The 23,846-nt window shown below is 72.0% G+C and carries 21 protein-coding genes and 6 tRNA genes; 18 read left to right on the plus strand and 9 right to left on the minus strand.

Features of this window, described 5'->3' with window-relative positions; all coding sequences use genetic code 11:
• Positions 1-129: 129 nt before the first annotated feature.
• The 3 genes from cobT to OOK38_RS26060 all read left to right on the plus strand — a co-directional run bounded on the left by cobT (position 130) and on the right by OOK38_RS26060 (position 6,203).
• A complete protein-coding gene (gene cobT / locus OOK38_RS26050; RefSeq protein ID WP_266756612.1) occupies positions 130-3,921 on the plus strand; it encodes a nicotinate-nucleotide--dimethylbenzimidazole phosphoribosyltransferase in 3,792 nt (1,263 codons plus the stop codon).
• Positions 3,922-4,087: 166 nt separating this feature from the next.
• On the plus strand, positions 4,088-5,320 hold the full coding sequence (gene cobA, locus OOK38_RS26055; protein ID WP_266756611.1) for a uroporphyrinogen-III C-methyltransferase: 1,233 nt from the start codon (positions 4,088-4,090) through the stop codon (positions 5,318-5,320).
• A gap of 64 nt (positions 5,321-5,384) precedes the next feature.
• A complete protein-coding gene (locus OOK38_RS26060; protein ID WP_266756609.1) occupies positions 5,385-6,203 on the plus strand; it encodes an RNA methyltransferase in 819 nt (272 codons plus the stop codon).
• Between the two features lie 104 nt (positions 6,204-6,307).
• On the opposite strand, the gene OOK38_RS26065 is transcribed toward OOK38_RS26060, so the two are convergent.
• The gene (locus OOK38_RS26065) at positions 6,308-7,624 is read right to left on the minus strand and encodes a serine/threonine-protein kinase (protein WP_266765592.1); all 1,317 of its coding nucleotides are present in this window, start codon (positions 7,622-7,624) and stop codon (positions 6,308-6,310) included.
• A 196-nt stretch (positions 7,625-7,820) separates the two neighbouring features.
• Here OOK38_RS26065 and OOK38_RS26070 point away from each other — a divergent pair, with 196 nt between their 5' ends.
• The 4 genes from OOK38_RS26070 to OOK38_RS26085 all read left to right on the plus strand — a co-directional run bounded on the left by OOK38_RS26070 (position 7,821) and on the right by OOK38_RS26085 (position 10,693).
• Positions 7,821-8,054 (plus strand): hypothetical protein, encoded by a 234-nt coding sequence (locus OOK38_RS26070; RefSeq protein WP_081223398.1) that lies wholly within the window; start codon positions 7,821-7,823, stop codon positions 8,052-8,054.
• Positions 8,055-8,295: 241 nt separating this feature from the next.
• Positions 8,296-8,502: a hypothetical protein gene (locus OOK38_RS26075; RefSeq protein ID WP_266756607.1), complete on the plus strand. Its 207-nt coding sequence runs from the start codon at positions 8,296-8,298 to the stop codon at positions 8,500-8,502.
• Positions 8,503-9,380: 878 nt separating this feature from the next.
• Positions 9,381-10,325 carry an aminoglycoside phosphotransferase family protein gene (locus OOK38_RS26080; protein ID WP_266756605.1) on the plus strand — a complete coding sequence of 315 codons (945 nt, stop codon included), beginning with the start codon at positions 9,381-9,383 and terminating at the stop codon, positions 10,323-10,325.
• Between the two features lie 74 nt (positions 10,326-10,399).
• Positions 10,400-10,693 carry a zf-TFIIB domain-containing protein gene (locus OOK38_RS26085; RefSeq protein WP_266756603.1) on the plus strand — a complete coding sequence of 98 codons (294 nt, stop codon included), beginning with the start codon at positions 10,400-10,402 and terminating at the stop codon, positions 10,691-10,693.
• Positions 10,694-10,813: 120 nt separating this feature from the next.
• Here the strand turns inward: OOK38_RS26085 and OOK38_RS26090 are convergent.
• The 5 genes from OOK38_RS26090 to OOK38_RS26110 all read right to left on the minus strand — a co-directional run bounded on the left by OOK38_RS26090 (position 10,814) and on the right by OOK38_RS26110 (position 11,275).
• Positions 10,814-10,885, minus strand: a tRNA-Val gene (locus OOK38_RS26090).
• A 40-nt stretch (positions 10,886-10,925) separates the two neighbouring features.
• Positions 10,926-10,997, minus strand: a tRNA-Val gene (locus OOK38_RS26095).
• Positions 10,998-11,016: 19 nt separating this feature from the next.
• Positions 11,017-11,088: transfer RNA gene (locus OOK38_RS26100), tRNA-Val, on the minus strand.
• 1 nt (position 11,089) lies between these two features.
• A tRNA-Cys gene (locus tag OOK38_RS26105) sits at positions 11,090-11,163 on the minus strand.
• 39 nt (positions 11,164-11,202) lie between these two features.
• Positions 11,203-11,275, minus strand: a tRNA-Gly gene (locus OOK38_RS26110).
• Between the two features lie 156 nt (positions 11,276-11,431).
• On the opposite strand from OOK38_RS26110, the gene OOK38_RS26115 reads away from it, so the two are divergent.
• The 3 genes from OOK38_RS26115 to OOK38_RS26125 all read left to right on the plus strand — a co-directional run bounded on the left by OOK38_RS26115 (position 11,432) and on the right by OOK38_RS26125 (position 14,295).
• A complete protein-coding gene (locus OOK38_RS26115; protein ID WP_266756601.1) occupies positions 11,432-12,478 on the plus strand; it encodes a chorismate-binding protein in 1,047 nt (348 codons plus the stop codon).
• Positions 12,479-12,569: 91 nt separating this feature from the next.
• Positions 12,570-13,391, plus strand: coding sequence for an aminotransferase class IV (locus OOK38_RS26120; RefSeq protein WP_266756599.1), 822 nt, complete (start codon positions 12,570-12,572; stop codon positions 13,389-13,391).
• A 79-nt stretch (positions 13,392-13,470) separates the two neighbouring features.
• Positions 13,471-14,295 carry a GNAT family N-acetyltransferase gene (locus OOK38_RS26125; RefSeq protein WP_266756597.1) on the plus strand — a complete coding sequence of 275 codons (825 nt, stop codon included), beginning with the start codon at positions 13,471-13,473 and terminating at the stop codon, positions 14,293-14,295.
• Positions 14,296-14,355: 60 nt separating this feature from the next.
• On the opposite strand, the gene OOK38_RS26130 is transcribed toward OOK38_RS26125, so the two are convergent.
• Positions 14,356-14,877, minus strand: a complete 522-nt coding sequence (locus tag OOK38_RS26130; protein ID WP_266756595.1) for a DsbA family protein — start codon at positions 14,875-14,877, stop codon at positions 14,356-14,358.
• 172 nt (positions 14,878-15,049) lie between these two features.
• Here OOK38_RS26130 and OOK38_RS26135 point away from each other — a divergent pair, with 172 nt between their 5' ends.
• Together OOK38_RS26135 and OOK38_RS26140 are read left to right on the plus strand one after the other, a co-directional pair.
• The gene (locus OOK38_RS26135) at positions 15,050-15,496 is read left to right on the plus strand and encodes a hypothetical protein (RefSeq protein WP_266848851.1); all 447 of its coding nucleotides are present in this window, start codon (positions 15,050-15,052) and stop codon (positions 15,494-15,496) included.
• A 157-nt stretch (positions 15,497-15,653) separates the two neighbouring features.
• Positions 15,654-15,806: a hypothetical protein gene (locus OOK38_RS26140; protein ID WP_266756592.1), complete on the plus strand. Its 153-nt coding sequence runs from the start codon at positions 15,654-15,656 to the stop codon at positions 15,804-15,806.
• Positions 15,807-16,031: 225 nt separating this feature from the next.
• Here OOK38_RS26140 and OOK38_RS26145 read toward each other — a convergent pair whose 3' ends face one another.
• Positions 16,032-16,589 carry a CGNR zinc finger domain-containing protein gene (locus tag OOK38_RS26145; RefSeq protein ID WP_266756590.1) on the minus strand — a complete coding sequence of 186 codons (558 nt, stop codon included), beginning with the start codon at positions 16,587-16,589 and terminating at the stop codon, positions 16,032-16,034.
• A gap of 455 nt (positions 16,590-17,044) precedes the next feature.
• Positions 17,045-17,458 (minus strand): SsgA family sporulation/cell division regulator, encoded by a 414-nt coding sequence (locus OOK38_RS26150; protein WP_003959770.1) that lies wholly within the window; start codon positions 17,456-17,458, stop codon positions 17,045-17,047.
• Positions 17,459-17,649: 191 nt separating this feature from the next.
• Here OOK38_RS26150 and OOK38_RS26155 point away from each other — a divergent pair, with 191 nt between their 5' ends.
• From OOK38_RS26155 to OOK38_RS26180, 6 genes are all read left to right on the plus strand, one after another.
• The gene (locus OOK38_RS26155) at positions 17,650-18,084 is read left to right on the plus strand and encodes a TIGR02611 family protein (protein WP_266756588.1); all 435 of its coding nucleotides are present in this window, start codon (positions 17,650-17,652) and stop codon (positions 18,082-18,084) included.
• An 82-nt stretch (positions 18,085-18,166) separates the two neighbouring features.
• Positions 18,167-18,238 (plus strand) — tRNA-Val (locus OOK38_RS26160).
• Positions 18,239-19,945: 1,707 nt separating this feature from the next.
• A complete protein-coding gene (locus OOK38_RS26165; RefSeq protein WP_266756587.1) occupies positions 19,946-21,235 on the plus strand; it encodes an ABC transporter substrate-binding protein in 1,290 nt (429 codons plus the stop codon).
• 11 nt (positions 21,236-21,246) lie between these two features.
• Entirely contained in the window at positions 21,247-22,206 is a 960-nt protein-coding gene (locus OOK38_RS26170) for a carbohydrate ABC transporter permease (protein ID WP_266756585.1), read from the plus strand.
• Positions 22,203-23,108: a carbohydrate ABC transporter permease gene (locus tag OOK38_RS26175; protein ID WP_266756583.1), complete on the plus strand. Its 906-nt coding sequence runs from the start codon at positions 22,203-22,205 to the stop codon at positions 23,106-23,108. The genes OOK38_RS26170 and OOK38_RS26175 overlap by 4 nt, the downstream gene beginning before the upstream one ends.
• A 1-nt stretch (position 23,109) precedes the next feature.
• On the plus strand, positions 23,110-23,790 hold the full coding sequence (locus tag OOK38_RS26180; RefSeq protein ID WP_266756581.1) for a hypothetical protein: 681 nt from the start codon (positions 23,110-23,112) through the stop codon (positions 23,788-23,790).
• Positions 23,791-23,846: the final 56 nt, after the last annotated feature.

Genomic DNA, 23,846 nt, shown 5'->3' on the forward strand with positions numbered 1-23,846 from the left:
TTTGTCGTCTTTGTTGGCCGGTCGTTCGTGCCGCTGGGCACGCACGCTCGTTCTTCACTGTGGGGCGGTCGGTGCGCCGTTCCGGGCGAGCTGGACTTGGAAGCACTAACCGATGGGCGAGGGGTACGCATGACCGACACCGGCCAGGTCCCGGGCGAGGGATTGCCGGAGAACGCAGGCATGGTGGAGCAGCCGGGCGTCACCACGCCGGGCGCGTACACCTTCCTCGACCCCTCCGAGAACCCCGCCGAGGACGACGACCTCCTTCTGATGCCCGGAGCGCCCGGTGCCCAGGGCGCCTGGGGCAACGAGGTGCCGCCGCCGGCCCCGATGCCCTTCACCGACGAGCCCGGCCCGCACGAGACGGCCGGACGGGACAGCGGCGCGGTCGACCTCGGCGCCGTCCGTACGCCGAACCCCGTGCCCGTGGCGCCCCGTCGCCCGCTGCACCTCGGCCCGCCCACGCCGGACGGCTCCTCCAGCCCCGTGCGCTCCCTGGCCGACCGCGGACCCGCGGGCGCGCGTCCGGGCCGCATGGCCGCCCCCGTCGCTCCCGCCCGGCACGCCGGCCCGCCCACGGTTGGTCCCGAGTACCTGGACGTGGCCCAGCTCGGCGAGGCGGCACCCCAGGGCGCGGTGCCGTGGGGGACTCCGCCGGTCGGGTTCGAGGCGACGGCTGCAGAAACGGTCGTCCCGGAGGCGGGACAGCTGCCCGCGTCCGCCGTGGACGTGGAGGCCGGACCGGCTCCCGAGCCGCAGGCGGTGGAGGCCGAGCAGGTGCAGGGGTTCGTGGCGACGCCCTTCGTCCAGGACCAGGCCCTGACGCCGGACGCCGCCCAGACGCCGCTGCCTCAGGCCCACGAAGCGCCGCTCGACCTCCAGGACCCCGCGGACGGACAGGGTCCCGAGCCCGTGCCCGCGACGGACGGCTCGTCGGCCGCCCAGCTTCCCGACGCCCCGCAGTTCCCGGACGCCCCGCAGTTCCCGGACGTCGCACAGTTCCCGGACGTCGCACAGTTCCCGGACGCCCCGCAGGACCTCGGCGCGCCGGACGCCACCGAGGCCGCCGAGCAGGCAGGCTCCGCCGAGCAGTCCGGCGGCGACGCGCAGGTGCCCGAGCACGAGGCCGTACCGGTGCCGATCCCCGCGGACGCCGAGCAGGTCGCGCCCGAGCAGGACCTCGCGTCGGCCGAGGACGCCGCCGCGCAGGACCCTCTGCCGGACCCGCCGCAGATCGCCGACCAGGAGATGCACGGAGCCGACCCGGCCGGCCTCGTGGCCGGTGACGCCGTGTTCGCCGAACCCGTCGTCCAGCTGCCGGAACCCGCTGTCCGATTCGCGGACGAGGTATCCCTGCCGGAGGCCGGGCAGCCCCTCGCCGCCGCCCCGCACCTCTTCGATGCTCCGGAGTCCGCCCTGTCGGCACTCTCCGCGCGCTCGGCGGAAGCCTCGCACGGCGGGCCGGGCATCGGCCTCGACGGCTTCCAGGCCCAGCACTTCACGGACCAGGCCGCGTTCTCCGAGAACGGAGCCGCGCTCCCCGAGGACGCCGCCGCGCTCTCGGAGGACGGTGTCCCCTCCCACAACGGCGTCGCCTTCCCCGAGCCTGCCGACGACGAAGTCCTGCACGGTGTACCGGTGGGCGTGGCCGCGCACGCGGAGGTCTCCCACCCGGCCGCGGGCCGGTCCCAGGGCGACCAGCACCACCCGAGCGCCCTGGACGCGGCGGGCGCTCCCGGACACCCCGGTGCGCCCTCCGCGCCCCAGGCTGACCAGGGCCTCGGCCAGTTCGTGCCCGTGGAGGGCACCGTGCCGACCACGCCGCACCTGGCCCCGACCCCGCCGCACGCCATGACCGTGCCGCCCCTCCCCGTGGAGGAGGAGCCGCCGGTGGCTCAGGAGCCCGCGGAAGACGCGATCGTCGTGGCGCCCGCTCTGGTCGAGGAGACCGCCGAGGGGATCGCGGAGACCCCTGCCACAGAGGTGGAACCGCTCGCTCCGGCGCCCGTGCCCGCCCCCCGGGATGCGGAGGCCGCGCCCGAGATCACACCCGAGCCCGCCCCCGTGCCGGAGCCGCTCACGGCGGAGCCGGAACCCGTAGCCGCACAGCAAGCGGAGGACCTGCGCACCCAGGTCGCCGACCAGGAAGAGAGCACGGCCGTGGTGGAAGACGTACGAGAGTCCACCGGTCCGGCGGCCCCCGGCTACGACGACGCCGAGCGCGAGGCCGTGCTGCGGGTCATGCGCGAACGCCGGGACATCCGCAACGGCTTCCGCAGCGACCCGATCCCGCACGACGTGCTGCTCCGTGTCCTGGAGGCCGCGCACACCGCGCCGTCCGTCGGTCACTCCCAGCCCTGGGACTTCGTCGTCATCCGCTCCGCCGACACCCGGCGCAGCATGCACGAACTCGCCCAGCGCCAGCGCGAAGCCTACGCCAAGTCCCTTCCCAAGGGCCGCGCCAAGCAGTTCAAGGAACTGAAGATCGAGGCCATCCTCGACACCCCGGTCAACATCGTCGTCACCGCCGACCCGACCCGGGGCGGCCGCCACACCCTCGGCCGTCACACCCAGCCGCAGATGGCCCCGTACTCCTCCGCCCTCGCGGTCGAGAACCTGTGGCTCGCGGCCCGTGCCGAGGGCCTCGGCGTCGGCTGGGTCAGCTTCTTCGACGAGCGGGAGATGGTCCGCGCGCTGGGCCTGCCCGACCACCTCGACGTGGTCGCCTACCTCTGCGTCGGCTACGTCGACGAGTTCCCCGACGAGCCCGAGCTGATGCAGGCCGGCTGGTCCAAGCGCCGCCCCCTGTCGTGGGTCGTGCACGAGGAGACGTACGGCCGCCGCGCCCTGCCCGGCGAGGAGCCGCACGACCTGCTCGCCGAGACCGTCTCCAACATCCGCCCCCTGGACGCCAAGGCGCTGGGCGAGGCGTGGGAGCGCCAGAAGCGGATGACCAAGCCCGCGGGCGCCCTCGGCATGCTGGAGATCATCTCCGCGCAGCTGTCGGGCCTGTCCCGGATGTGCCCGCCGCCGATCCCGGAGCCGGCCGCCGTCGCGATCTTCGCGGGCGACCACGGCGTGCACGCCCAGGGCGTCACCCCCTGGCCGCAGGAGGTCACCGGGCAGATGGTGGCCAACTTCCTGGGCGGCGGCGCGGTCTGCAACGCGTTCGCCAACCAGGTGGGCGCCGAGGTCTGCGTCATCGACGTGGGCGTCGCCTCCGACCTGCCGGCCACACCGGGCCTGCTGCCGCGCAAGGTCCGCGCGGGCACCGCCGACATGACCACGGGCCCCGCCATGACCCGCGAAGAGGCGATCGCTGCGCTCGAGGTGGGCATCGAGACGGCCCGCGACCTGGTGGCCGCGGGCAACAAGGCGCTGCTGACCGGTGAGATGGGGATCGCCAACACGACCGCGTCGGCGGCCCTGATCTCGGTCTTCACCGGCGCCGACCCGGCGGAGGTGACGGGCCGCGGTACGGGCATCAACGACGAGACCCTGGCCCGCAAGACCGAGGTCGTCCGCCGTGCCATCGACTTCCACCAGCCGGACCCCGCCGACCCGATCGGTGTCCTCGCCGCGATCGGCGGCCTGGAGCACGCCGCCATGGTCGGCCTCCTGCTCGGCGGCGCGTCCCTGCGCACGCCGGTGATCCTGGACGGCGTCAGCGCCGGCGCCGCCGCACTGGTGGCCCGCGCCATCGCCCCCGAGGTCCTGGCCGCCTGCATCGCCGGTCACCGCAGCGCGGAGCCCGGTCATGTGGCCGCCCTGAACAAGCTGGGCCTGCGCCCCCTGATCGACCTCGACCTGCGTCTGGGAGAGGGCACCGGCGCCCTCCTGGCCCTGCCGATCGTGCAGAGCGCGGCGCGGGCGATGCACGAGGTCGCGACGTTCGACTCGGCCGGGGTGACCGAGAAGTAGGCCGACGGCGCCGGGTGGGGCCGGCAGGCGTTCAGCGCTGCCCGCCCGGCCTCGCCGTAGTCTGGACACCTGTCCGGACCTCTACCGAAAAACCCCACGTCAGGGCCGCTCCAAAGCCGCAGCGCGCCCGCCCGCACCGCCTGCCCGTACGAGGAGCCGCACCTCCATGGCCGAACACCCCGCCTACCCCGTAGGCCTCCGCCTCGCCGGCCGTCGCGTCGTCGTCCTGGGCGGTGGCCAGGTGGCCCAGCGCCGGCTCCCCGCGCTCATCGCGGCGGGCGCGGACGTCCACCTCGTGTCACCGCAGGCGACACCGTCCGTCGAGGCGATGGCGGACGCGGGCGAGATCACCTGGACGCGGCGCCCGTACGAGGAGGGCGACCTCGCCGACGCCTGGTACGCGCTGATCGCCACGAGCGACTCCCGGGCCAACGCCGACGCCTCGGCCGAGGCGGAGCGCAACCGCGTCTGGTGCGTCCGCTCGGACGACGCCGACGCGGCGACGGCCTGGACCCCGGCCACCGGTCACAGCGAGGGCGTGACCGTCGCCGTCCTCACCACGAACGCCAAGGGGCGCGACCCCCGCCACACCGCCGCGATCCGCGACGCCGTGGTCGAGGGCCTGCGCGACGGCACCCTCGTCGCCCCGCACCACCGCACCCGCACCCCCGGCGTCGCCCTGGTCGGCGGAGGTCCCGGCGACCCCGACCTGATCACGGTCCGCGGCCGCCGGCTGCTCGCCGAGGCCGACGTGGTCATCGCCGACCGCCTCGGTCCCCGTGACCTGCTCGCCGAACTCCCGCCGCACGTCGAGGTGATCGACGCGGCGAAGATCCCGTACGGCCGGTTCATGGCCCAGGAGGCCATCAACAACGCGCTCATCGAGCACGCCAGGCAGGGCAAGTCCGTCGTCCGGCTGAAGGGCGGCGACCCGTTCGTCTTCGGCCGTGGCATGGAGGAGGCCCAGGCGCTCGCCGAGGCGGGCATCGCCTGCACGATCGTCCCCGGCATCTCGAGCTCGATCTCGGTGCCGGGCGCCGCGGGCATCCCGGTCACCCACCGGGGTGTCGCACACGAGTTCACCGTGGTCAGCGGTCATGTCGCGCCCGACGACGAGCGCTCCCTCGTCGACTGGCCCGCGCTCGCCAAGCTGCGCGGCACCCTCGTCGTCCTCATGGGCGTCGACAAGATCGGCAGGATCGCCGACACGCTCGTCGCGCACGGCAAGCCGGCCGACACCCCCGTCGCCCTCGTCCAGGAGGGCACGACCGCGGCACAGCGCCGCGTCGACGCCACCCTGGCCACCGTCGCCGAGACCGTCCGCGCCGAGGATGTGAGGCCGCCCGCGGTCATCGTCATCGGCGAGGTCGTGAACGCAGGCTCCGGACTTCCCCAGTAACCACGGGTAACCCAACCCGTTCCCAGCCGTTGGCACCGCACCCAGGACAAGGCAGTATCACCCTGTGGCCGATCTCATCACCGTCGAGAACCCCGACGACCCGCGTCTGCGCGACTACACGGGCCTGACCGACGTGGAACTGCGCCGCAAGCGCGAACCCGCCGAGGGCCTGTTCATCGCCGAGGGCGAGAAGGTCATCAGACGGGCCAAGGACGCCGGGTACGAGATGCGCTCGATGCTGCTGTCCGCCAAGTGGGTCGACGTCATGCGCGACGTCATCGACGAACTCCCGGCCCCCGTCTACGCGGTCAGCCCGGAGCTCGCCGAGCAGGTCACCGGCTATCACGTGCACCGGGGAGCGCTCGCCTCGATGCAGCGGAAGCCGCTGCCGACGGCGGACGAGCTGCTGCGGTCCACGCGCCGCGTCGTCGTCATGGAGTCGGTCAACGACCACACCAACATCGGCGCCATCTTCCGCTCCGCCGCCGCCCTCGGCATGGACGCGGTGCTGCTCTCCCCGGACTGCGCCGACCCGCTGTACCGCCGCTCGGTGAAGGTCTCGATGGGCGCGGTCTTCTCGGTCCCCTACGCCCGTCTCGACGCCTGGCCCAAGAGCCTGGAATCGGTGCGCGACGCCGGGTTCAACCTGCTCGCCCTCACCCCGGACGAGAAGGCCAGGTCCCTCGACGAGGCCGCCCCGCACCGGATGGACCGGGTCGCCCTGATGCTCGGCGCGGAGGGCGACGGCCTGTCCACCCGGGCCCTGATGGCGGCCGACGAGTGGGTCCGCATCCCGATGGCCCACGGCGTCGACTCCCTGAACGTCGGAGCGGCGGCCGCGGTCGCCTTCTACGCGGTGGCGACGGGCCGCCCGGAGAGCTGAAGTCCGGAGAACTGACGTCCGTGCCGGGGGCTCGGCCGCCCCCGCCACCGACGGACGTGCCCGACCCCGAGTCCGCGTCCGGGGATCGACCGATCGGACAGGTCCTAGCCGTCCCGGTGGACCTGGCTCCGGTCCGTCCCGGCCGTCGAAGCACCGGTGGGCCGCGGCTTGTGGGACGACTGCTCCTGGCGTACGTCCTTGCGCGGGACCCCGTCGTCGAGCCCGCGGGCCGGTCCCTGGCACCCCTGGGCCGCCGCGATACCGAGCGCGACCAGCAGCGTCACCACCACGAACACGAAGAGCCGCTGGCGCAGCAGCCGCGGATTGGCGGGCCGCCTGCCCGTTCCGGTGGTCCGCGGACCGGGCCGTCCGGCGCCGCTGCGGGGCGCGGGCCTGCTCCCGGAGCGGCCGGTGTTGCGGGCGGGCGCCGGCCGCGATCCCGACCGTGACCCGCCGTTCGTCCCGCCGGTGCGCGGCGGGGGAGTGGCCCCCGGACGCCGCTGGGTGCGCTGCTCGACGTACTGCTCGGCCAGGCGTCCCGTCGGCCGGTCCGGATCCGTACGCGGCGCGGGCGGTCGCACGTCCGCCATTCCGTGGGCCTCGCGGGCCGCGATCTCCTTGAGCCGCAACGACAGTTGGAGCGTGCTGGGCCGCTCCTCGGGGTCCTTCGCCAGACAGGCCCGGACGAGCGGGGCGAGGGCGTCAGGGACCCCGTGCAGGTGCGGCTCCTCGTGCACCACCCGGTAGAGCATCACTTCGGAACTGCCCTGTCCGAAGGGCGAGTCCTGGGTCGCCGCGTAGGCGAGCGTGGCCCCGAGCGCGAAGACGTCCGTGGCCGGGGTGACGGCGGCGCCGCGCACCTGCTCGGGCGCCAGGAATCCGGGGGACCCGACCGCCGTGCCGACGTGCGTGAGCGTGCTGGCCCCGGTCGCCCAGGCGATGCCGAAGTCGATGATCCGCGGCCCCTTCGGGGACAGCAGGATGTTGGACGGCTTGAGGTCACGGTGGACCACCCCGGCCTCGTGCACCGCGACCAGACCCTCGGAGAGGGCGGCACCCACGGCGGCCACGTCGGCCGCCGACAGCGGTCCCTCTTCGGTGACCTTGTCGTGCAGGGAGGGTCCGGGAACGTACTGCGTGGCGAACCACGGACGGTCCGCCTCCAGGTCGGCGGCGACGAGCCTGGCCGTGCAGCCGCCCCTGATCCGCCGTGCCGCCGAGACCTCGCGCGCGAACCGCGAGCGGAACTCCTGATCCTCCGCCAGATCCGGCCGGATCACCTTCAGGGCGACCCGCTGGCCGCGCCGGTCGGAGCCCAGGTAGACAACACCCATCCCGCCCGCGCCGAGCCGTCGGTGAAGCCTGAACGAGCCGACGACACGCGGGTCCTCGCGCCTCAGGCGCATCATCGCCATGTCCATCCCCGCTGCCCGGTCCGTTTGACGAGCCACAGCTTACGTTTCCGCGGCCGGGTGCGCGCAGAGGCCGCGCCCTCTCGTCCCGATCGATTGTCAGTGCCGGGTGGGAAACTTGAAAGGTGGTCAGGGAGCGTGCGAACAGAGCCTCTTTGGACTGCCTGTGATCCCAACCATCCATCGCAGAAGGGGGATTGAACCCGTGAAGGGTGACCGCGTGGAGATAGTCGTGGACGCAGGGGACACGACGCGTACGTACGAGGTGGTAGCCAGCAGGGCGGGTCGCCGGGTGGAGACGGCGGTGCGCCGAGGTGTCGTAGAAGTGAGCGAAGTCACCCGAAGCGGATCAGTGGTACGGACCGCCCGCTTCATGGCGACTCGGGTGCTGGCGCTCGTCGAGCAGCCGGTCCCCCGGGAGGACAGTTCGGAACAGTAGGGGTACATCGGACGCCCCCTCCGGGAAGACCCTGAGACCTAGGTCCCCGTCTCCACCCAGGGGAGTACTCCGCAGGTCATCGCTCATCCTCCGGGAGGCCCGGCAATCGGTACGAGGGCATGACGACCCAAGCCCGCCGCGCGCCTAGATTTGAGGTCAAGCGGCGGGTGCAGCACTCGTCCCCCGAGGTCAGACACCCGCCGCTGCCAGACACGACAGAAGCTCGGTCAGGAGAGGGACCATGGCCCACACGGCACCGCGGACAGCGCTCCGCACGCAGGGACGCAGGGCGTACAGCGCCGCGTTCGGCACCCGCCAGGGTCAGCGCCACCCCTTGGTGGCGACAGCGATGGTCCTTCCCCTGGCGGCCCTGCTCGTAGTCGTCTTCGGCGGCTGGGACGCGGTGGTCACACAGGCGTCGTCCGTGGGCGTGATGCTGGGGCGCTGAGCGGCGCCCCAGGCCCGGAAGAGCGGTCCGGGCGGGGACATCCGGCCATGAAACCCCGTGGGGACGGGGGTGCGGCGGACGGCACGAAGAATGCCCGCGCAGCTGGGGAGCTGCGCGGGCATTCTTCATGCCGGGTGCCGGGCCGGGTGCCGGATTCTCCGAGTGGTGCTGTGCTGCGGTGCCGGGGTGCCGAAGGTCGTGGTGCCGACGCTCCGATGCCGATGCCGATGCCGATGCCGATGCCGATGCCGATGCCGGCGTGCTGGGGTGCTGCGGAGCCGGGGTGCCAGAGGTGCCGGTGCCGGTGCCGGCACCGATGCCAGCGTCCGGGGTGCCAGCGTCCGGGGTGCCGGGGTGCCGGGGTGCCGGGGTGCCGGGGTGTCCGGGGGTATCGGGGGTGCCGGTGCCTCCGTGCCGGGGTGCTCTGATGCCGAGAGCGGGGGGAGCTGCGGTGCGGGTGCTGCGACAGGGAATGCGGTGCCGCGGTGCTGGAGAGCCGGGGTGCCGAGAGCCGGAGAGCCGGAGAGCCAGGGGTGCCGGGGTGCCGAGAGCCGGGGAGCTGCGGTGCCGGTGCTGCGACAGGGAATGCGGTGCCGCGGTGCTGGAGAGCCGGGGTGCCGAGAGCCGGAGAGCCGGAGAGCCGGGGGTGCCGGGGTGCCGAGAGCCGGGGAGCTGCGGTGCGGGTGCTGCGACAGGGGAAGCGGTGCCGGAGAGCCGGGGCGCTCTGGGGTGCCGAGAGCCGGAGAGCCGCGGTGCGGGTGCTGCGGGATGCGGTGCCGGAGAGCCGGGGTGCCGGGGAGCTGCGGTCCCGGTCGCCCGGGGTGCGTCCCCGCCTGCGTACCCTCACCGGCAGACGTCGTACAGCCCCAGGGGGACCCGTGACCGCAGACACCCTGCTGCCCGCACTCACCGCCGCGGCGCGCCACGCGGCCCACCCGGCGACGGCTGCGCCCTGCCCCTGCGACGCCGGGGACGCGCTCCTCGCGGACCGCGACGACGGCACCGTCGTGCGCCACGGCGACCTCGTCGCCAAGGCCCACGCCCCGGACACGGACCCCGCCGCGCTCGCCCTCCGCCTCTCCGTGGCCGCGAGCCTCCCCGGCACCCTCCTGCCGCCGCTGAACCCCGCCTCCGCCGATCTCCTCGGCCGCCGGGTGACCCTCTGGCCGTACGGCGCCCCCGTCGACCCCGACACCCCGGACGCGGCCCCCTGGGAGGCCGCCGCGACCCTCCTGGCCCGCCTGCACCTGGCCCCCGCCCCGGACGCCCTGCCGCCCATGCGGGGCCCCGCCAAGGCCGCCCGTGCGATCGCCCGCCTGCGCGCTGCCGGCCCGCACCCGGCCGCCGCCCCCGTCCTGCGCGCCTGGGGAGCGCTGCCCGGCTGGGCACGGGCAGAGGCCCCGATGCCGGACGCCACGACCCTGTGCCACGGCGACCTGCACCTCGGCCAGCTCGTACGGCATCCCGCTCCGGACGGTCCCTGGGTCCTGATCGACGTCGACGACCTGGGCGTCGGCGACCCCACCTGGGACCTGGCCCGCCCGGCCGCCTGGTACGCCTGCGGGCTCCTCCCGACCGACGAATGGCTCCGTTTCCTGACCGCCTACCGGGCCGCGGGCGGCCCGGCCGTTCCCGCCGCCGGCGATCCCTGGTCCGCCCTGGACGTCGCGGCCCGCGCCCTCACCGTGCAGACCGCGGCCCTTGCCGTCGCCAAGTCCGCCGCCGCGGACCGCCCGTTGGACGAGGTGCAGCTGGCCGTCGTCGACGCCTGCGACCGAATGAGTTCCGCCCCGCCCGAGTTGACGCAGGGTTTCGCGACGTAGGGTGCAACCGACCGAAGCCGGGCGGTGTCTGTCCTGGCGGAAGCAGTACCGACTGGCGAGGAGTTGAGCCGAGCATGCAGTGTCCGAAATGTCATGCGCCGATGCACACGTACAACCGCAATGGCGTCCAGATCGAGCAGTGCAGCGGCTGCCGCGGGATATTTCTCGACTACGGCGAGCTGGAGTCCCTGACCCGCGTCGAGTCGCAGTGGTCGCAGCCCGCGCCGCCGCCCCAGGGCGCTCCGCAGGCCTACCCGTCGGCCCCGGCGCCGGCCTGGGGCGCCCCGCAGCACGGCGGTGGTCACTACGGCGGCCATGGCGGCCACCACCGGCACAAGAGCTTCGGCCACATGCTCTTCTCGTCCTGAACGACCGAAGGGGCCTCCTCCCGGGCGGAGGGGCCCCTTCGTCGTGTCCGGGACACGGCCCGCCGCGGCCGGAGCACGACGAAGCCCCCGACCGTACGAGACGGCCGGGGGCTTTGCTAGTGCGCGATACTGGGATTGAACCAGTGACCTCTTCCGTGTCAGGGAAGCGCTCTCCCGCTGAGCTAATCGCGCAGGTCACGCGGCCGGAGCCACGCTTGCTGCTGGACTTGCGTGCGCGATACTGGGATTGAACCAGTGACCTCTTCCGTGTCAGGGAAGCGCTCTCCCGCTGAGCTAATCGCGCGGGGATCCTTGCGGACCAGTGGACGATACTGGGATTGAACCAGTGACCTCTTCCGTGTCAGGGAAGCGCTCTCCCGCTGAGCTAATCGTCCTTGGAGGTGGAGACGGGATTTGAACCCGTGTAGACGGCTTTGCAGGCCGTTGCCTCGCCTCTCGGCCACTCCACCAGGAGTGCGGGGGTTCGGGAAGATCCCCCTCATCCTGCGAGCGGACGACCAGGTTCGAACTGGCGACCTCAACCTTGGCAAGGTTGCGCTCTACCAACTGAGCTACGTCCGCTTGTCGTTTCCGTTGCGCTTGCGCGTCCCGGCGACGAGTTGAACTCTAGCGGATTCCCGGGCCAGCACAAAAACGCGTTTGTGCAGCGTGCTGCGGTCTGTCCCCCCGAGGACATGGTCAGGGCACCTGCCACACACCCGCCCTAGACTCGTCTGCGTGCTCGACCTCCCTCCTCTCGCCCGATTCGGCGGCCTCGTCGCGACCGGCCTCCTCGACGTCACCAGCGATCCCGCGGCCCTGGACTCGACCGGCTTCTGGGCCGTCTCGGCCGACTTCGAGGGGCGTCTGACCTGCGCCCGCTTCCGGGACGTACGCGAGGAGCCGGTGCCCGCGCCGGTGCCCGGACGCTGGCACGGCCCGGCGGCCGGTGACTGGAACTCGTCCCTCGACCGCGCCGCGTACACCGCCGGCGTGCGACGCATCCGCGATCACATCGCGGCCGGCGAGGTCTACCAGGCGAACCTCTGCCGCGTGCTCAGCGCACCCGTCCCGCCCGACGCGGACGTGGACGCGCTGACCGCTCTGCTGGCCCGCGGCAACCCGGCACCGTACGCGGGAACGATCCGGCTGCCGGCCCGCGGCGTCGAGATAGCCACCGCCTCCCCGGAACTCTTCCTGCGCCGCACGGGCCGCTCCGTCGAGTCGGGCCCGATCAAGGGCACCGGACGCACCGAGGCGGACCTTCTGGACAAGGACTACGCCGAGAACGTGATGATCGTGGATCTCGTCCGCAACGACATCGGCCAGGTCTGCGCCACCGGCTCCGTGACCGTGCCCGACCTGTGCGTCGTCGAGAAGCACCCGGGACTCGTGCACCTCGTCTCCACCGTCCACGGTGAGCTGCGCGAGGACGTCGGCTGGCCCGGACTCCTCGCCGCCGCCTTCCCGCCCGGCTCCGTGACCGGCGCCCCGAAGTCCAGTGCCCTGCGGATCATCGACGCCCTGGAGACCGCGCCGCGCGGCCCGTACTGCGGAGGCATCGGCTGGGTCGACGCCGACCGCGGCACCGGCGAGCTGGCCGTCGGCATCCGCACCTTCTGGATCGACCGCGCCGAGGGCGTCCTGCGCTTCGGCACGGGAGCGGGCATCACCTGGGGATCCGACCCCGAGGGGGAGTGGCGGGAGACCGAGCTGAAGGCGTCCCGGCTGCTCGCGGTAGCGTCGGGAGAGTACGAGGCGGGTGACGGGACTCTCCCGTCCTGAGCCGGTCCTCGGGACCACGCCCGGGACCGGGGCCGAAACGCCACGCCGGGCGACTCGTCCGGCTCCGGCAGATTCATGCGAGGTAGGGACAGTGAAGCTTTGGCTCGACGGCGGGCTGCAGGACATCGAGGCCGCCCGCGTCTCCGTCTTCGACCACGGGCTGACCGTGGGTGACGGCATCTTCGAGACCGTGAAGGCGGTCGACGGCCGGCCCTTCGCGATGACCCGCCACCTCGACCGGCTGGCCCGCTCGGCACGCGGCCTCGGTCTGCCCGAGCCCGACGCCGACGAGGTGCGCCGCGCCTGCGCCGCCGTCCTCGACGCCAACCCGATGCCGCTCGGCCGGCTCCGCATCACCTACACCGGCGGCCACGGCCCGCTCGGCTCCGACCGCGGCGAGCACGGGCCGACCCTCGTCGTCGCGCTCGGCGCCTCCGGCCGGCGCCCCGACTCCACCGCGGTCGTCACCGTCCCCTGGACCCGCAACGAGCGCGGCGCGCTGACCGGCCTCAAGACCACCTCGTACGCCGAGAACGTCGTCGCCCTGGCCCGCGCGCGTGAACACGGCGCGTCCGAGGCGCTGTTCGCCAACACCGTGGGCCAACTCTGCGAGGGCACCGGGTCCAACGTCTTCGTCGTCCTCGACGGCGAGATCCACACCCCGCCGGTCGCGTCCGGCTGCCTCGCCGGCATCACCCGTGCCCTCACGGTCGAATGGACCGGCGCCAAGGAGACCGACCTGCCGCTGGACGTCCTGGAGCGCGCCGACGAGATCTTCCTGACGTCCACGCTGCGCGACGTGCAGGCCGTGCACCGCGTCGACGCCCGTGAACTGCCGGGCGCACCTGGCCCGGTGACCGCCAAGGCCATGCGCGTCTTCGACGAGCGGGCCGCGGACGACCTCGATCCCTGACCGGTCCCCGGGGCCACCGGCCCCTGACGGCGCGGTAATTCGGCTGACCGCGCACGCATCAGGGGGTAGAACACCCCTGATGACAACGACACTGCGGCCGACCGAGCCGCTTCAGCACGCCGCCGACGGGACGCGTTCACGCCGCTACCGCGTGTGCGTGAACAGCCGTCCCGTCGGCGTCGTACACCTGGCGACGGACACCTCCTTCGGACCGTCCGTCGCCAAGATCCACGAGCTTCGCATCGAGGAGCCGGACCGCGGTCGCGGTCGCGGCACCGTGGCCGCGCTGGCCGCCGAGGAGGTGGCGCGCGGCTGGGGCTGCCGGCAGATCGAGGTGACCGTCCCCGGCGCCGCCGCCGGGGCGCTGGAGCTCACCAGGGCACTCGGCTACGTCCTGCGCAACCGCGGGATGGAGAAGGTGCTCGAAGGTCCCCCTCCGGTGCTGCCCCCCGGCAGCGCCGGCCGGCCCATGACCCGGGACGAGCACGAGGTCTGGGACCGGGCGGGCCGGCAGGCGTACGCCGAGGACTGGATCCGGCGCGGTGTGCCGGAGGCCGACGCGCTCGCCAAGGCGGACCGGGACTTCGGCGGTGCGCTGCCGCAGGGCCTGGACACCGCGAACATGCGGCTGAGCGTCCTGGAGCACGAGGGCGTCCCCGTGGGCGAGCTCTGGCTGGGGGACCGGGACGGGCGCACCTTCGTCTACGACGTGGGCGTCCGCGCGGACCGGCGCGGACACGGCCACGGGCGGACACTCATGCGGCTCGCCGAGGCACAGGCGACGGCCGCCGGGTCGAGCCGTGTCGCCCTCAACGTCTTCGCGGGGAACACGCCGGCCGAGCGGCTCTACGAGTCACTCGGCTACGAGACGACGACGTACCACCTGTTCAAGAGGCTGCTCTAGCCGGCACGCGCCTCCCGACGAGCTTCCGTCGCAGGTCGGTCGCGTGGCCCGGCGCGGGGCTCAGGCCTGTTCGGCGAGCAGCCGGTCGGCGATCCCCTCGATCCGCTCGCGCAGTCCGTCCTGGCTCTTGCCACCGTCCAGACGCTCACCGCCGATGACGTACGTCGGGGTGCCGGTGACGCCGATCGCCTTGCCCTCGGCCTGGTCGGCGTCGACGATCAGGATGTGCCGGCCGTCGATCAGGGCCGTGTCGAACTCCTCGGCGTCCAGGCCGAGTTCCCGGGCGATCTCGACCAAGAAGGCCTCGCCCCCGCGGTCCAGCTCCTCCACACGGCCGAGCACGGCCTCGATGTACGGCCAGGCACTGCCCTGCTCGGCGGCCTCCTCGGCGGCCTGCGCCGCGGCGAAGGCGTGCTTGTGCTTCTCCAGGGGGAAGTGCCGCAGCCGCAGCTCGAGACGGTCGCCGTAGCGGGCGCGCAGCGCGCGCAGGTCGGCGAGAGCGCCACGGCAGTCGGGGCACTGGAGTTCACACCAGACGTCCAGGACGACGGGGGCCGGACGCGCGGGGGAGGAGTCGTTCATGGGATCCAGTCTCCCAGCCCCGGCAGGGGGCGGCCGAACCGGGACCTGGGGAGGACGGCGACCCGGAGATCTCCCTGAGGTCTGCCCGGACCATGGCATACCGGGCATGCGGCGGTGCAGGATGGAAGGGACGAAGCACCCAGCCCCACCGAGCCCTGCCTGGAGGACCGGAATGATCGCAGAGACCGTCTGTTCCGCCGTCTCCGTCGCCGGCCTGGGCATCGCCGCGGTGACGGCCTACCGCAAACGTTTCCTGGCGGCCGCCCGGATCGCCGCCTACTCCCTGGTGCCGATCGGCCTGGTCATGACCGGAGTGATCGGCTGGCTGGCCGACACCGCGTTCAGTCCGACCGCGTGGGCCGGTTTCGTGGTGCTCGGCGGCGCCTGGCTGCTGTTCATGATCACCCGTACCGTGGAGCGCCGAAGCGGGGTGACGCGGAAGGAGCGCAAGGCCGCGAAGGCCGCCACGCAGCGGGACGCGATGGCTCCCGCGGCCTCGGCCCCCTCGCTGGGCCAGGGCGCCGGCACCGTCGCCCGGCCCGCCGCGAAACCGCGGGCCACAGGTTCCGGGGACGACTTCAGCGACATCGAGGCCATCCTGAAGAAGCACGGCATCTGACCGGCTGAGCCGACCCAAGATCGCACGCGCGTCGGACCGTGAACGCGCGGAACCGTTCACGTTCGAGCGGGCCCGTCACATGATCCAGCGAACTCCCGTATATTCCGGGCGTGTTGATCGCGGAGGGGGTGCTCCCTGCGCCATCATCGCCCGCGAGATGCTGGACACAACACCGAGCGACACCGCTGCCCCGCCCGAGGAGCGGCGTGGTTGTCTCTTCGCGCTCTCCCAGCCGCCGCTGATGATCTTCCTTGCGGTGATCGGCTGTCTGCTGCTCATGGCTTCGCTGCATGACCTGCTGCTGCTCTGAGCTGTACACGGAGCCCCTGGCGTCACCCGCCGAGGGCTCCGTCAGCCCGGCCCCTCCGGAGCGTCGGCCATCCCGTCACGCGACCCGCACGGCACCGGCCGGTGAACCTGCCCGTCCGTGAGCCTGCCGGCCTCTCGACTGTCCGGCCGTGAGTCTGCCGGCCTCCCAGCTGTCCGTCCGTGACCTGTCGGTATCTCGGCCGTCCGTCCGTGGGCCTGTCGGCCCTCAGCCCGCGGCTTCCTTGCGACGCGCCCGGTAGGCGGCCACGTGGAGCCGGTTCCCGCAGGTGCGGCTGTCGCAGTAGCGGCGGGAGCGGTTGCGGGAGAGATCGACGAAGGCGCGTCGGCAGTCCGGGGCCTCGCAGCGGCGCAGCCGCTCCTGCTCTCCGGCGACCACGAAGAACGCCAGCGCCATCCCGCAGTCGGCCGCGAGATGATCGGCGACCGAGGCGCCCGGCGCGAAGTAGTGGACATGCCAGTCGTAGCCGTCGTGGTCCGTCAGCCGAGGCGTGGTTCCGGCGGCGGCGACCAGCTCGTTGATGAGCGAGGCGGCGACCCGCGGATCCTCGGCGGCGAAGACCCCCGCGAACCGGCCGCGGACGCTGCGCACGGCCGCGAGATCGTGCTCCGACAGCACGCCGACATCACTGATGTCGTTCCTTCGTACGAAATCGGCGAGGGACGGGACATCGGCGAGCCCGTCCGCCGTCTCGTCCTCCGGCGCGGTGTTCACCAGATCCACCACGGCGTCGAGCGCGCACCGGGTGTCGTGGGTGATCAGCACGATTCGCTCCCTGGCCTGGGGGTCGGGCGAGGGTGCCCGCCCCGATGCTGGCCGATGGTAGTGGCTTCCCGGCGCGGTGGAGACGGGCGGGCGTCCGCGGGAGAGGGAGCTCGTCGCGGGAGGCGCCCGCGGGCGCGGAGCGGCCCGAGCCTCCGGGAGTGCCCGGAGGGTCGCTCCTTGGAGGGAACGGTGTCCGGGGCGCGCCGAGGAGAGTGGCAGGTGGTGACGGGTTGTGACGGGTGGTGGCCGCGGGGAGCGGGAGGTGCGTGCCCCGCGTGAGGCGGCCACGTGGGTGTCGGCCCGTGGAGCCGGCCGTGGGCGCCGGGGCGGCGGACGCGCACCGGCGCCGCCGCCGCGGACTGTCCGCGACGCCGGCGCCGATGTGTTCCTTATGCGGTTGTCTAGGCCCGAGCCGTCTCCCCGAGTGGACGGCGCCGGGCGGCTCTGGTGACGCGTCAGCTCTCGGCCAGGATGTGTGAGAGCTCCGTGTCGAGATCGAAGTGCCGGTGTTCCGTGCCGGGAGGCACGGCTGCGTCCGTTCGCTTCAGGAATGATTCCAGGGCCCTCGCAGGGGCTTCGAGCAGGGCTTCACCCTCCGGAGAGCTCAGGGCGATGCATACGACGCCCTGGCCGTGGCTTCGGGACGGCCAGACTCGGACGTCGCCGGTACCGGTGGGCCGGTGCAGGCCCTCGGCGAGGAGGTCGCGGGCGAACACCCACTCGACGGTTTCCTCGGCTCCGGTGTGGAAGGTGGCGTGCACGGCGTAGGGATCGGCCGTGTCATACCGCAGTCCTGCGGGTACAGGCAGTGAGGACTCGCTCGACACAACGAGGCGCAGGTGCAGCTCGCAGCTGACCGTGGTGTTCATAAGCGCCAGGGCCTTTCGCTCAGTGTGCGCTCGGGGATTCGCACGTCGGCGAAATCGACATGCCACCTACGGTGCCGTTGTAAACCCCTCTGAGTGTTTTGCGTGTCTTTATGTAACTCATCCGGCCGAGGGCGCCTTCGCCGGATAGGGCCATTCCGGTGACCGGTTTCTCTCGGGTAGGGTTTGGTCGTATGAATACGGGGAGTGACGAGCCGGGCGAGGTCGCCATGGCGGACGACGAGGCGAAGAATGAGCGAGCGCTCGGTTCTCGGGCGCCGGAATTCATCAAGGCGCGCCGCGCGCTGCACGTGAGCTGGCAGGTGGGTGTTTTCATCGTCGGGCTCGCGGTCGTCGGCGCGGGCGTGGTCATGCTGCCGCTGCCGGGTCCCGGCTGGCTGGTGATCTTCGGCGGCATGGCGATCTGGGCGACCGAGTTCGTCTGGGCCCAGCTGGTGCTCCGCTGGACGAAGCGCAAGGTCACGGAGGCGACGCAACGGGCGCTCGACCCCAAGGTCCGGCGCCGCAACATCATCCTCACGACGGTCGGCCTCGTGATCGTGGCCGTCCTCGTCGGCGTGTACCTCTGGAAGTTCGGCCTCGAGATGCCGTGGAACATCAAGGAATGACGAGCCCGGCTCGGGCCGCTTCCGAGCCGACTCCGCTGGTCGAAGCCACCCCCTGACATGGGGTAATGTTCTCCCTGCGCCCGGGCGATTAGCTCAGCGGGAGAGCGCTTCGTTCACACCGAAGAGGTCACTGGTTCGAACCCAGTATCGCCCACACATCCGACAGACGGCTCCGCTCCACGACATCGTGGACCGGGGCCGTTTTCGTCGTCTGCGGGCGGCCCGGAGGGCCAGGCCACCGCGGTCGGCCGGGGAGGGCCAAGCGGCCGGGCGGCCTGGCGGCCAGGAGGGCAGAGCGTCCGGCATCGGGGGGTTCGGGCATGGCCCCGCCGTTGGCGCCGCGGGTGCCCTCGCTCATGCGCGGTCCCCGGCACACTCATGCGTGCTTCCTGGAGTGTCCAGGGTGAGCGCCTCGCGCGCGCTGTCCTGGTCTCCTGGCTGACCGTGGTGGCCTTCCCGGTGTCCGGTGTCCGCTGGAGTGCGACCTTCTCCGCTGCCGCGTGTCCGTTGTCGGTGCGGCCGTCGGCGTCGATCTGCGCGTGTGGGCGAGGATTGCCGGGGCGGCGCGTGCCGTCTGGGACGCCGAGGCGGATGCCGTGTCGTTCGGGGCCGGGTGCGGAGCTGTCTCCTGGCACGCAGGTTTTGGTGTGGGGCGCAGGCGCCTCGGTGAGTCACGTCGGTGTCGGTGCCGGTGCCGGTGCCGGTGCCGGTGCCGGTGCCGGTGCCGGTGCGGGGCGCGGGCGCCTCCGTACGACGTGCATGCATCGCGATACGGCGTGCGGGTCCTGCCGTACGGCGGGGAAATCATGGTCCGGTCGGAGGTGCCTGTCGGCCGCCTGACCTGTGTTGACCCAAGAGTTCGGGTGCTTGGCCGGCCCTGCCCGGGCGGGTACGCACCCTCGCCGATGGGCGCCTACTGGACGGCCCTTCGAGGAGCGGCTCACCATCGCGGAACGGCAGCTCGGTGCCCGCCCCTTGAGGCATGTCTCGTTGATCCGCGACCCGCATCGGCGTCGACGGCCCTGGCGTCGGAGGCCGCTCCACGTACGGCGTCCGTGCCGAGACGCGTCGCCCGAATGACATCCAGTCAGGCATCCTGGCGCCGAGCCGGCATCTCGGCGAACCCCCCTCCAGCCCGTGCCTCTTGAGCCGGGGCGGACTGCTGTCGGGGGTGTACGGCAGGGGTTGTGCGAGCGGGGCGGACTGCCGTCGGGGGTGTACGGCAGGGGCTGTGCGAGCGGGGTGGACTGCGCCGTCGGGGGCGTACGGCAGGACTGTGCGGGCGGGGCGGACTGTGCCGTGTGAGGGTCGTACGGGAGGGCTGTGTCGTCGTGGGCGTACGGCACCGCTTGGCCGTCGGGGGCATCCGGCAGGGTGCCGTCCTCGGCGTACGGCAGCGCAGTGCCGACGGGGGCGCACCGCAGCGCTCTGCCGACGGGGTGGACCGCGCCGTCAGGGGTACGGCACCGCTGTGCCGCCGGAGCGCGGACGGTCCGCGTCCCACCTCCCCGGTATCAACGCCCCGGCATGAACACCCCCGACATCAACCCCCCCACCCATCACGCTCCGTTCCCATGCCCGACGCCAACACCCGCTACAGCAGTACCTTTTCGGCCGCGTTCGCGCACAGCCTCATCGTCGGAGAATTGTTCGACGGGTCGACCGCGCGCGCTCGACCTGCGTACTCCTGTTCGCCTGCGCCGATGTCACCGCGCAGGCCGGCGCGACGGGATCGAAGCGCCGCACATCAATTCCTGTCCGAATCATTGACGCGCCCGAAAGCCCTCCGTACCTTGTGCCAGCAAGCGCTTACTTGAAACGATTCATGCAGGCGGCGACGACGTTGCGGGGAGGCCCGACTGTGGGAAACAACGGGAGTGTCGAGAGGCGGACGGTCCTCAAGGCCGCCGGAGCTTCGCTGGCCACGCTGGGGCTGGCAGCGGCGACCGGGTGCGGTGGGGACAGTGATGGCGCCGGGGACGGGACGGTGACGATCCGTTATGCCTGGTGGGGTGCGGACGAGCGGGCGAAGCGGATCAACCAGTCCATCGCGCTCTTCGAGAAGAAGTACCCGAAGATCAAGGTGAAGACGGACTTCCAGGATTATGTGGCCTTCTGGGAGAAGTTCCAGACGCAGGCCGCCGGCGGAAATCCGCCGGACGTATTCCAGAACGCCGTCGGATTTCTGCGGAAGTACGACAAGCGAGGGATCCTGCTCGACCTCAAGTCCCAGATAGACGCCGGAAATCTCAGCCTGGAGAACTTTCGCGCCGGAGTCGAGAAGGTCGGTCAGGTCGACGGAAAACAGCTCGGTATTCCCGTCGGATCCAACACCATGTCACTTGTCATCGACGAGAAGGTGTTCGAGAAGGCCGGCATCAAGGCGAAGCAGGGCTGGACCTGGGACGAGTACTTCGCCGCGCTCAAGAAGATTCACGACGGCGAGAAGACGGCGGGCGACACCGGCTACTTCAGCATCATGTATTTGTATGACCTCTATCTTCGGCAGAACGGCAAGGCGTTCTTCACCGAGGACGGACTCGGTTTCGACGAGGCCGATCTGACGGAGTGGTGGACCGACGGCTACAACCGCGTCAAGGCCGGCATCATCACCGATCCCAAGCGGGTCGAGCAGGACAAGCCCAAGTCCTCGCTCTCGGCGGGCCACGCCGCCTCCGAGTTCACCTGGGACAACTTCACCGTCCGCTACACGGCGGAGGGCGACAGCAGTTACGGTCTGGCGCCGATCCCGACGACCGACGGCAAGCAGACCGGCCAGTACCTCGCCTCCCTGATGCTCAGCGCCTCCGCGCGCACCAAGCACCCCAAGGAAGTCGCCCAGTTCATCGACTTCATGGTCCACGACCCCGAGGTCGGCAAGATCATGGGCTACGACCGCGGCATCCTCGCGACCACCGAGCAGTACGAGGCGTTCAAGCCGGCCGACGCCCCCAGCAAGGCCATCGCGCAGTACGAGCAGGATGTCGCCGCGGCCGGCGTGCTCGGCACGATCACCCCGCACCCCGCCGGCGCCGACACGGTCGAATCCGCCTTCCTGCGCATCGGCGGTGACATGTCGCAGGGCACCACCAAGGTCTCCGACGCGGTGAAGCAGTTCTTCTCCGAGGCGAAGACCGCCCTCGCCGTCTGATGGGAACCGCCGTGACGCTCGTCAAGGACTCTCCGCCCGACGCACCGGAGATGCGCCCCGCGGCCCCCGTCGCCGAAAGGCGGCGGCGGGGGCGCCGGGAGAATCTCGCCGGCTATCTCTTCATGTCCCCCTGGATCGCGGGCTTCCTGCTCCTGACCGCGGGCCCGATGGCCGCCTCCCTCTACTTCGCCTTCACCGACTACAACCTCTTCAGTTCGCCGAATTGGATCGGCTTCGACAACTTCACGGCGATGTTCGGCGATCCCCGGTGGCAGAAGTCGGTCGAGGTGACGGCCAAGTACGTCGTCATCGGAACGCCGCTCAAGCTGTTGCTGGCGCTCGGGGTGGCTCTGCTCCTCGCGCAGAGCCGCCGCGGCCAGGGCTTCTACCGGGCCGCGTTCTACGCCCCCTCGCTGATCGGCGCGAGCGTCTCGGTCGGCTTCGTGTGGCGCGCGCTGTTCTCCGACGACGCCGCCGTGGACCGTGCCCAGTCGTTCTTCGGCCTGCACACCGGGGGCTGGGTCGGCGACCCGAACTGGGTTCTCTACAGCCTGGTCGCGCTCACCGTCTGGCAGTTCGGCGCCCCCATGGTGATCTTCCTGGCCGGGCTCAAGCAGGTGCCGAAGGAGCTGTACGAGGCGGCCGAGGTGGACGGCGCGGGACCGCTGCGGAGGTTCTGGAGCATCACGCTGCCGATGATTTCGCCGGTGCTGTTCTTCAACGTGCTCCTGGAGACCATCCACTCGTTCCAGATCTTCGGATCGGCGTACGTGGTGTCCAACACCACCTGCGGTCCGGCCGACGCGACGCTCGTCTACACCTGCTACCTCTACCAAAAGGGCTTCAAGGAGTCCCAGATGGGCTTCGCCTCCGCCATGGCCTGGATGCTGCTGCTCGCCGTCGCGCTGGTGACGGCCGTTCTCTTCTGGTCGCAGAAGCGCTGGGTGCACTACGAGGAGGACGCCCGATGAGCAGCATCACCGGCAAGACATTCGGCTCCGGCGCCGCGACCGCCTCGGGACGCCCCGGGAAGTCCGGACGCAAGCGCACCGGCTCGCTCGCCTGGCACCTCGGGGCCCTGCTGGTCCTCGCGGTCGTCCTCTACCCCGTGCTCTGGGTGCTCGGTGCCTCGTTCAAGCCGAGCCGCGAGATCATCGGGAGCCTGGACCTCTTCCCGACCAGCCCGATCCTCGCCAACTTCAAGGGGCTGGCCGACGGCATCGCCGACATCTCGATCGCCACCTTCTTCGAGAACTCCCTCTTCTACGCGCTGGGTTCCGTCGTCGGCATCCTGATCTCCTGCTCGCTGACCGCGTACGCCTTCGCCAAGATCCGGTTCGCGGGACGGAACCTGCTCTTCTCGCTGATGATCGGCACACTCCTGCTGCCGTATCACGTGCTGCTCATCCCGCAGTACGTGATGTTCCAGAAGGTGGAGCTGGTCAACACCTATGTGCCGCTGCTGATCGGCAAGTACCTGGCCACCGAGGCCTTCTTCGTCTTCCTCATGGTGCAGTTCATGCGGAACCTGCCGCGCGAGCTGGACGAGGCGGCGCGGCTCGACGGCTGCGGGCATCTGCGGATCTACTGGTCGATCGTGCTGCCGCTGTGCCGCCCGGCCCTCATCACCAGCGCGATCTTCACCTTCATCAACGCCTGGAACGACTTCATGGGCCCGCTGATCTACCTCAACGAGCCCGGCAAGTACACGGTCTCGCTCGGCATGATGATGTTCCGCGACCAGGAGGGGGTCGCCAACTACGGCGGCATGATCGCGATGTCGCTGGTGGCGCTGCTGCCGGTGCTCCTCTTCTTCCTCGCCTTCCAGCGGTATCTGATCGACGGTATGGCGACGTCGGGATTGAAGGGCTGAGATGGCCGTCACCCAGCCGGGATCGCGGGCCGGAGCCGGGGCGGCCGCGCGGGGCCGTGCGGCGCGGCGGAATGCCGCGGCGCGGCGCGGCCGGGCGGCCGAGGCCCGCAGGGCACCTCGGGAATCCGCCTTCGCCGAGAGGTTCGCCGTCTTCGCGGAGTGTCTGCTCACCGGAGTGTGGATCACGATGGCCGCGCTGCCCCTCGTCACGCTTCCCGCCGCGTTCGCGGCCGGCGCGCGGCACCTGCGGCGGCGTACGGCTCACGAGGGCGGCGGATGGCGGGAGTTCGTGGCTGACTTCCGTGCGGCCGTCCGGGGCGGCTGGCTCGTCGGAGCCGGCGGATGGGCCCTCGCAGCGGCGGTCCGGGTGGACGTCCAGGCCATGCGCGCCGGAATCCCCGGTGGTCCGCTCGTCGGCGCCGTCGGGCTGTTCGCCCTGATCGGGGGAGCCGTCGCCGGACTGCGCGCGGCCGCGGTCTGGGAGCCGGGGGCGGCGTGGCGCGATCTGCTCGCGGATGCCGTGCGGCGTACCGTCCTCGATCCCGCCGGGTCCTTCCTGCTCGTCGGCGGGCTGGTCGTGGTGGCCTGCTCCGCCCTGCTCGTCGCGCCGTTGGCGGTCCCCGTCCTGGGCGCCGTCGCGGCGGCGGCCGTCGCCGTCGAGGAGCGCCGGCGGCGCCGTTGAGCCCTCCTCCCGCGGGCCGGAGCCCTGAGCTTCAGGCCTCTCTCTGTCATGCCCCT

This window comes from Streptomyces sp. NBC_00568, from assembly GCF_026341855.1.
GTDB lineage: Bacteria > Actinomycetota > Actinomycetes > Streptomycetales > Streptomycetaceae > Streptomyces.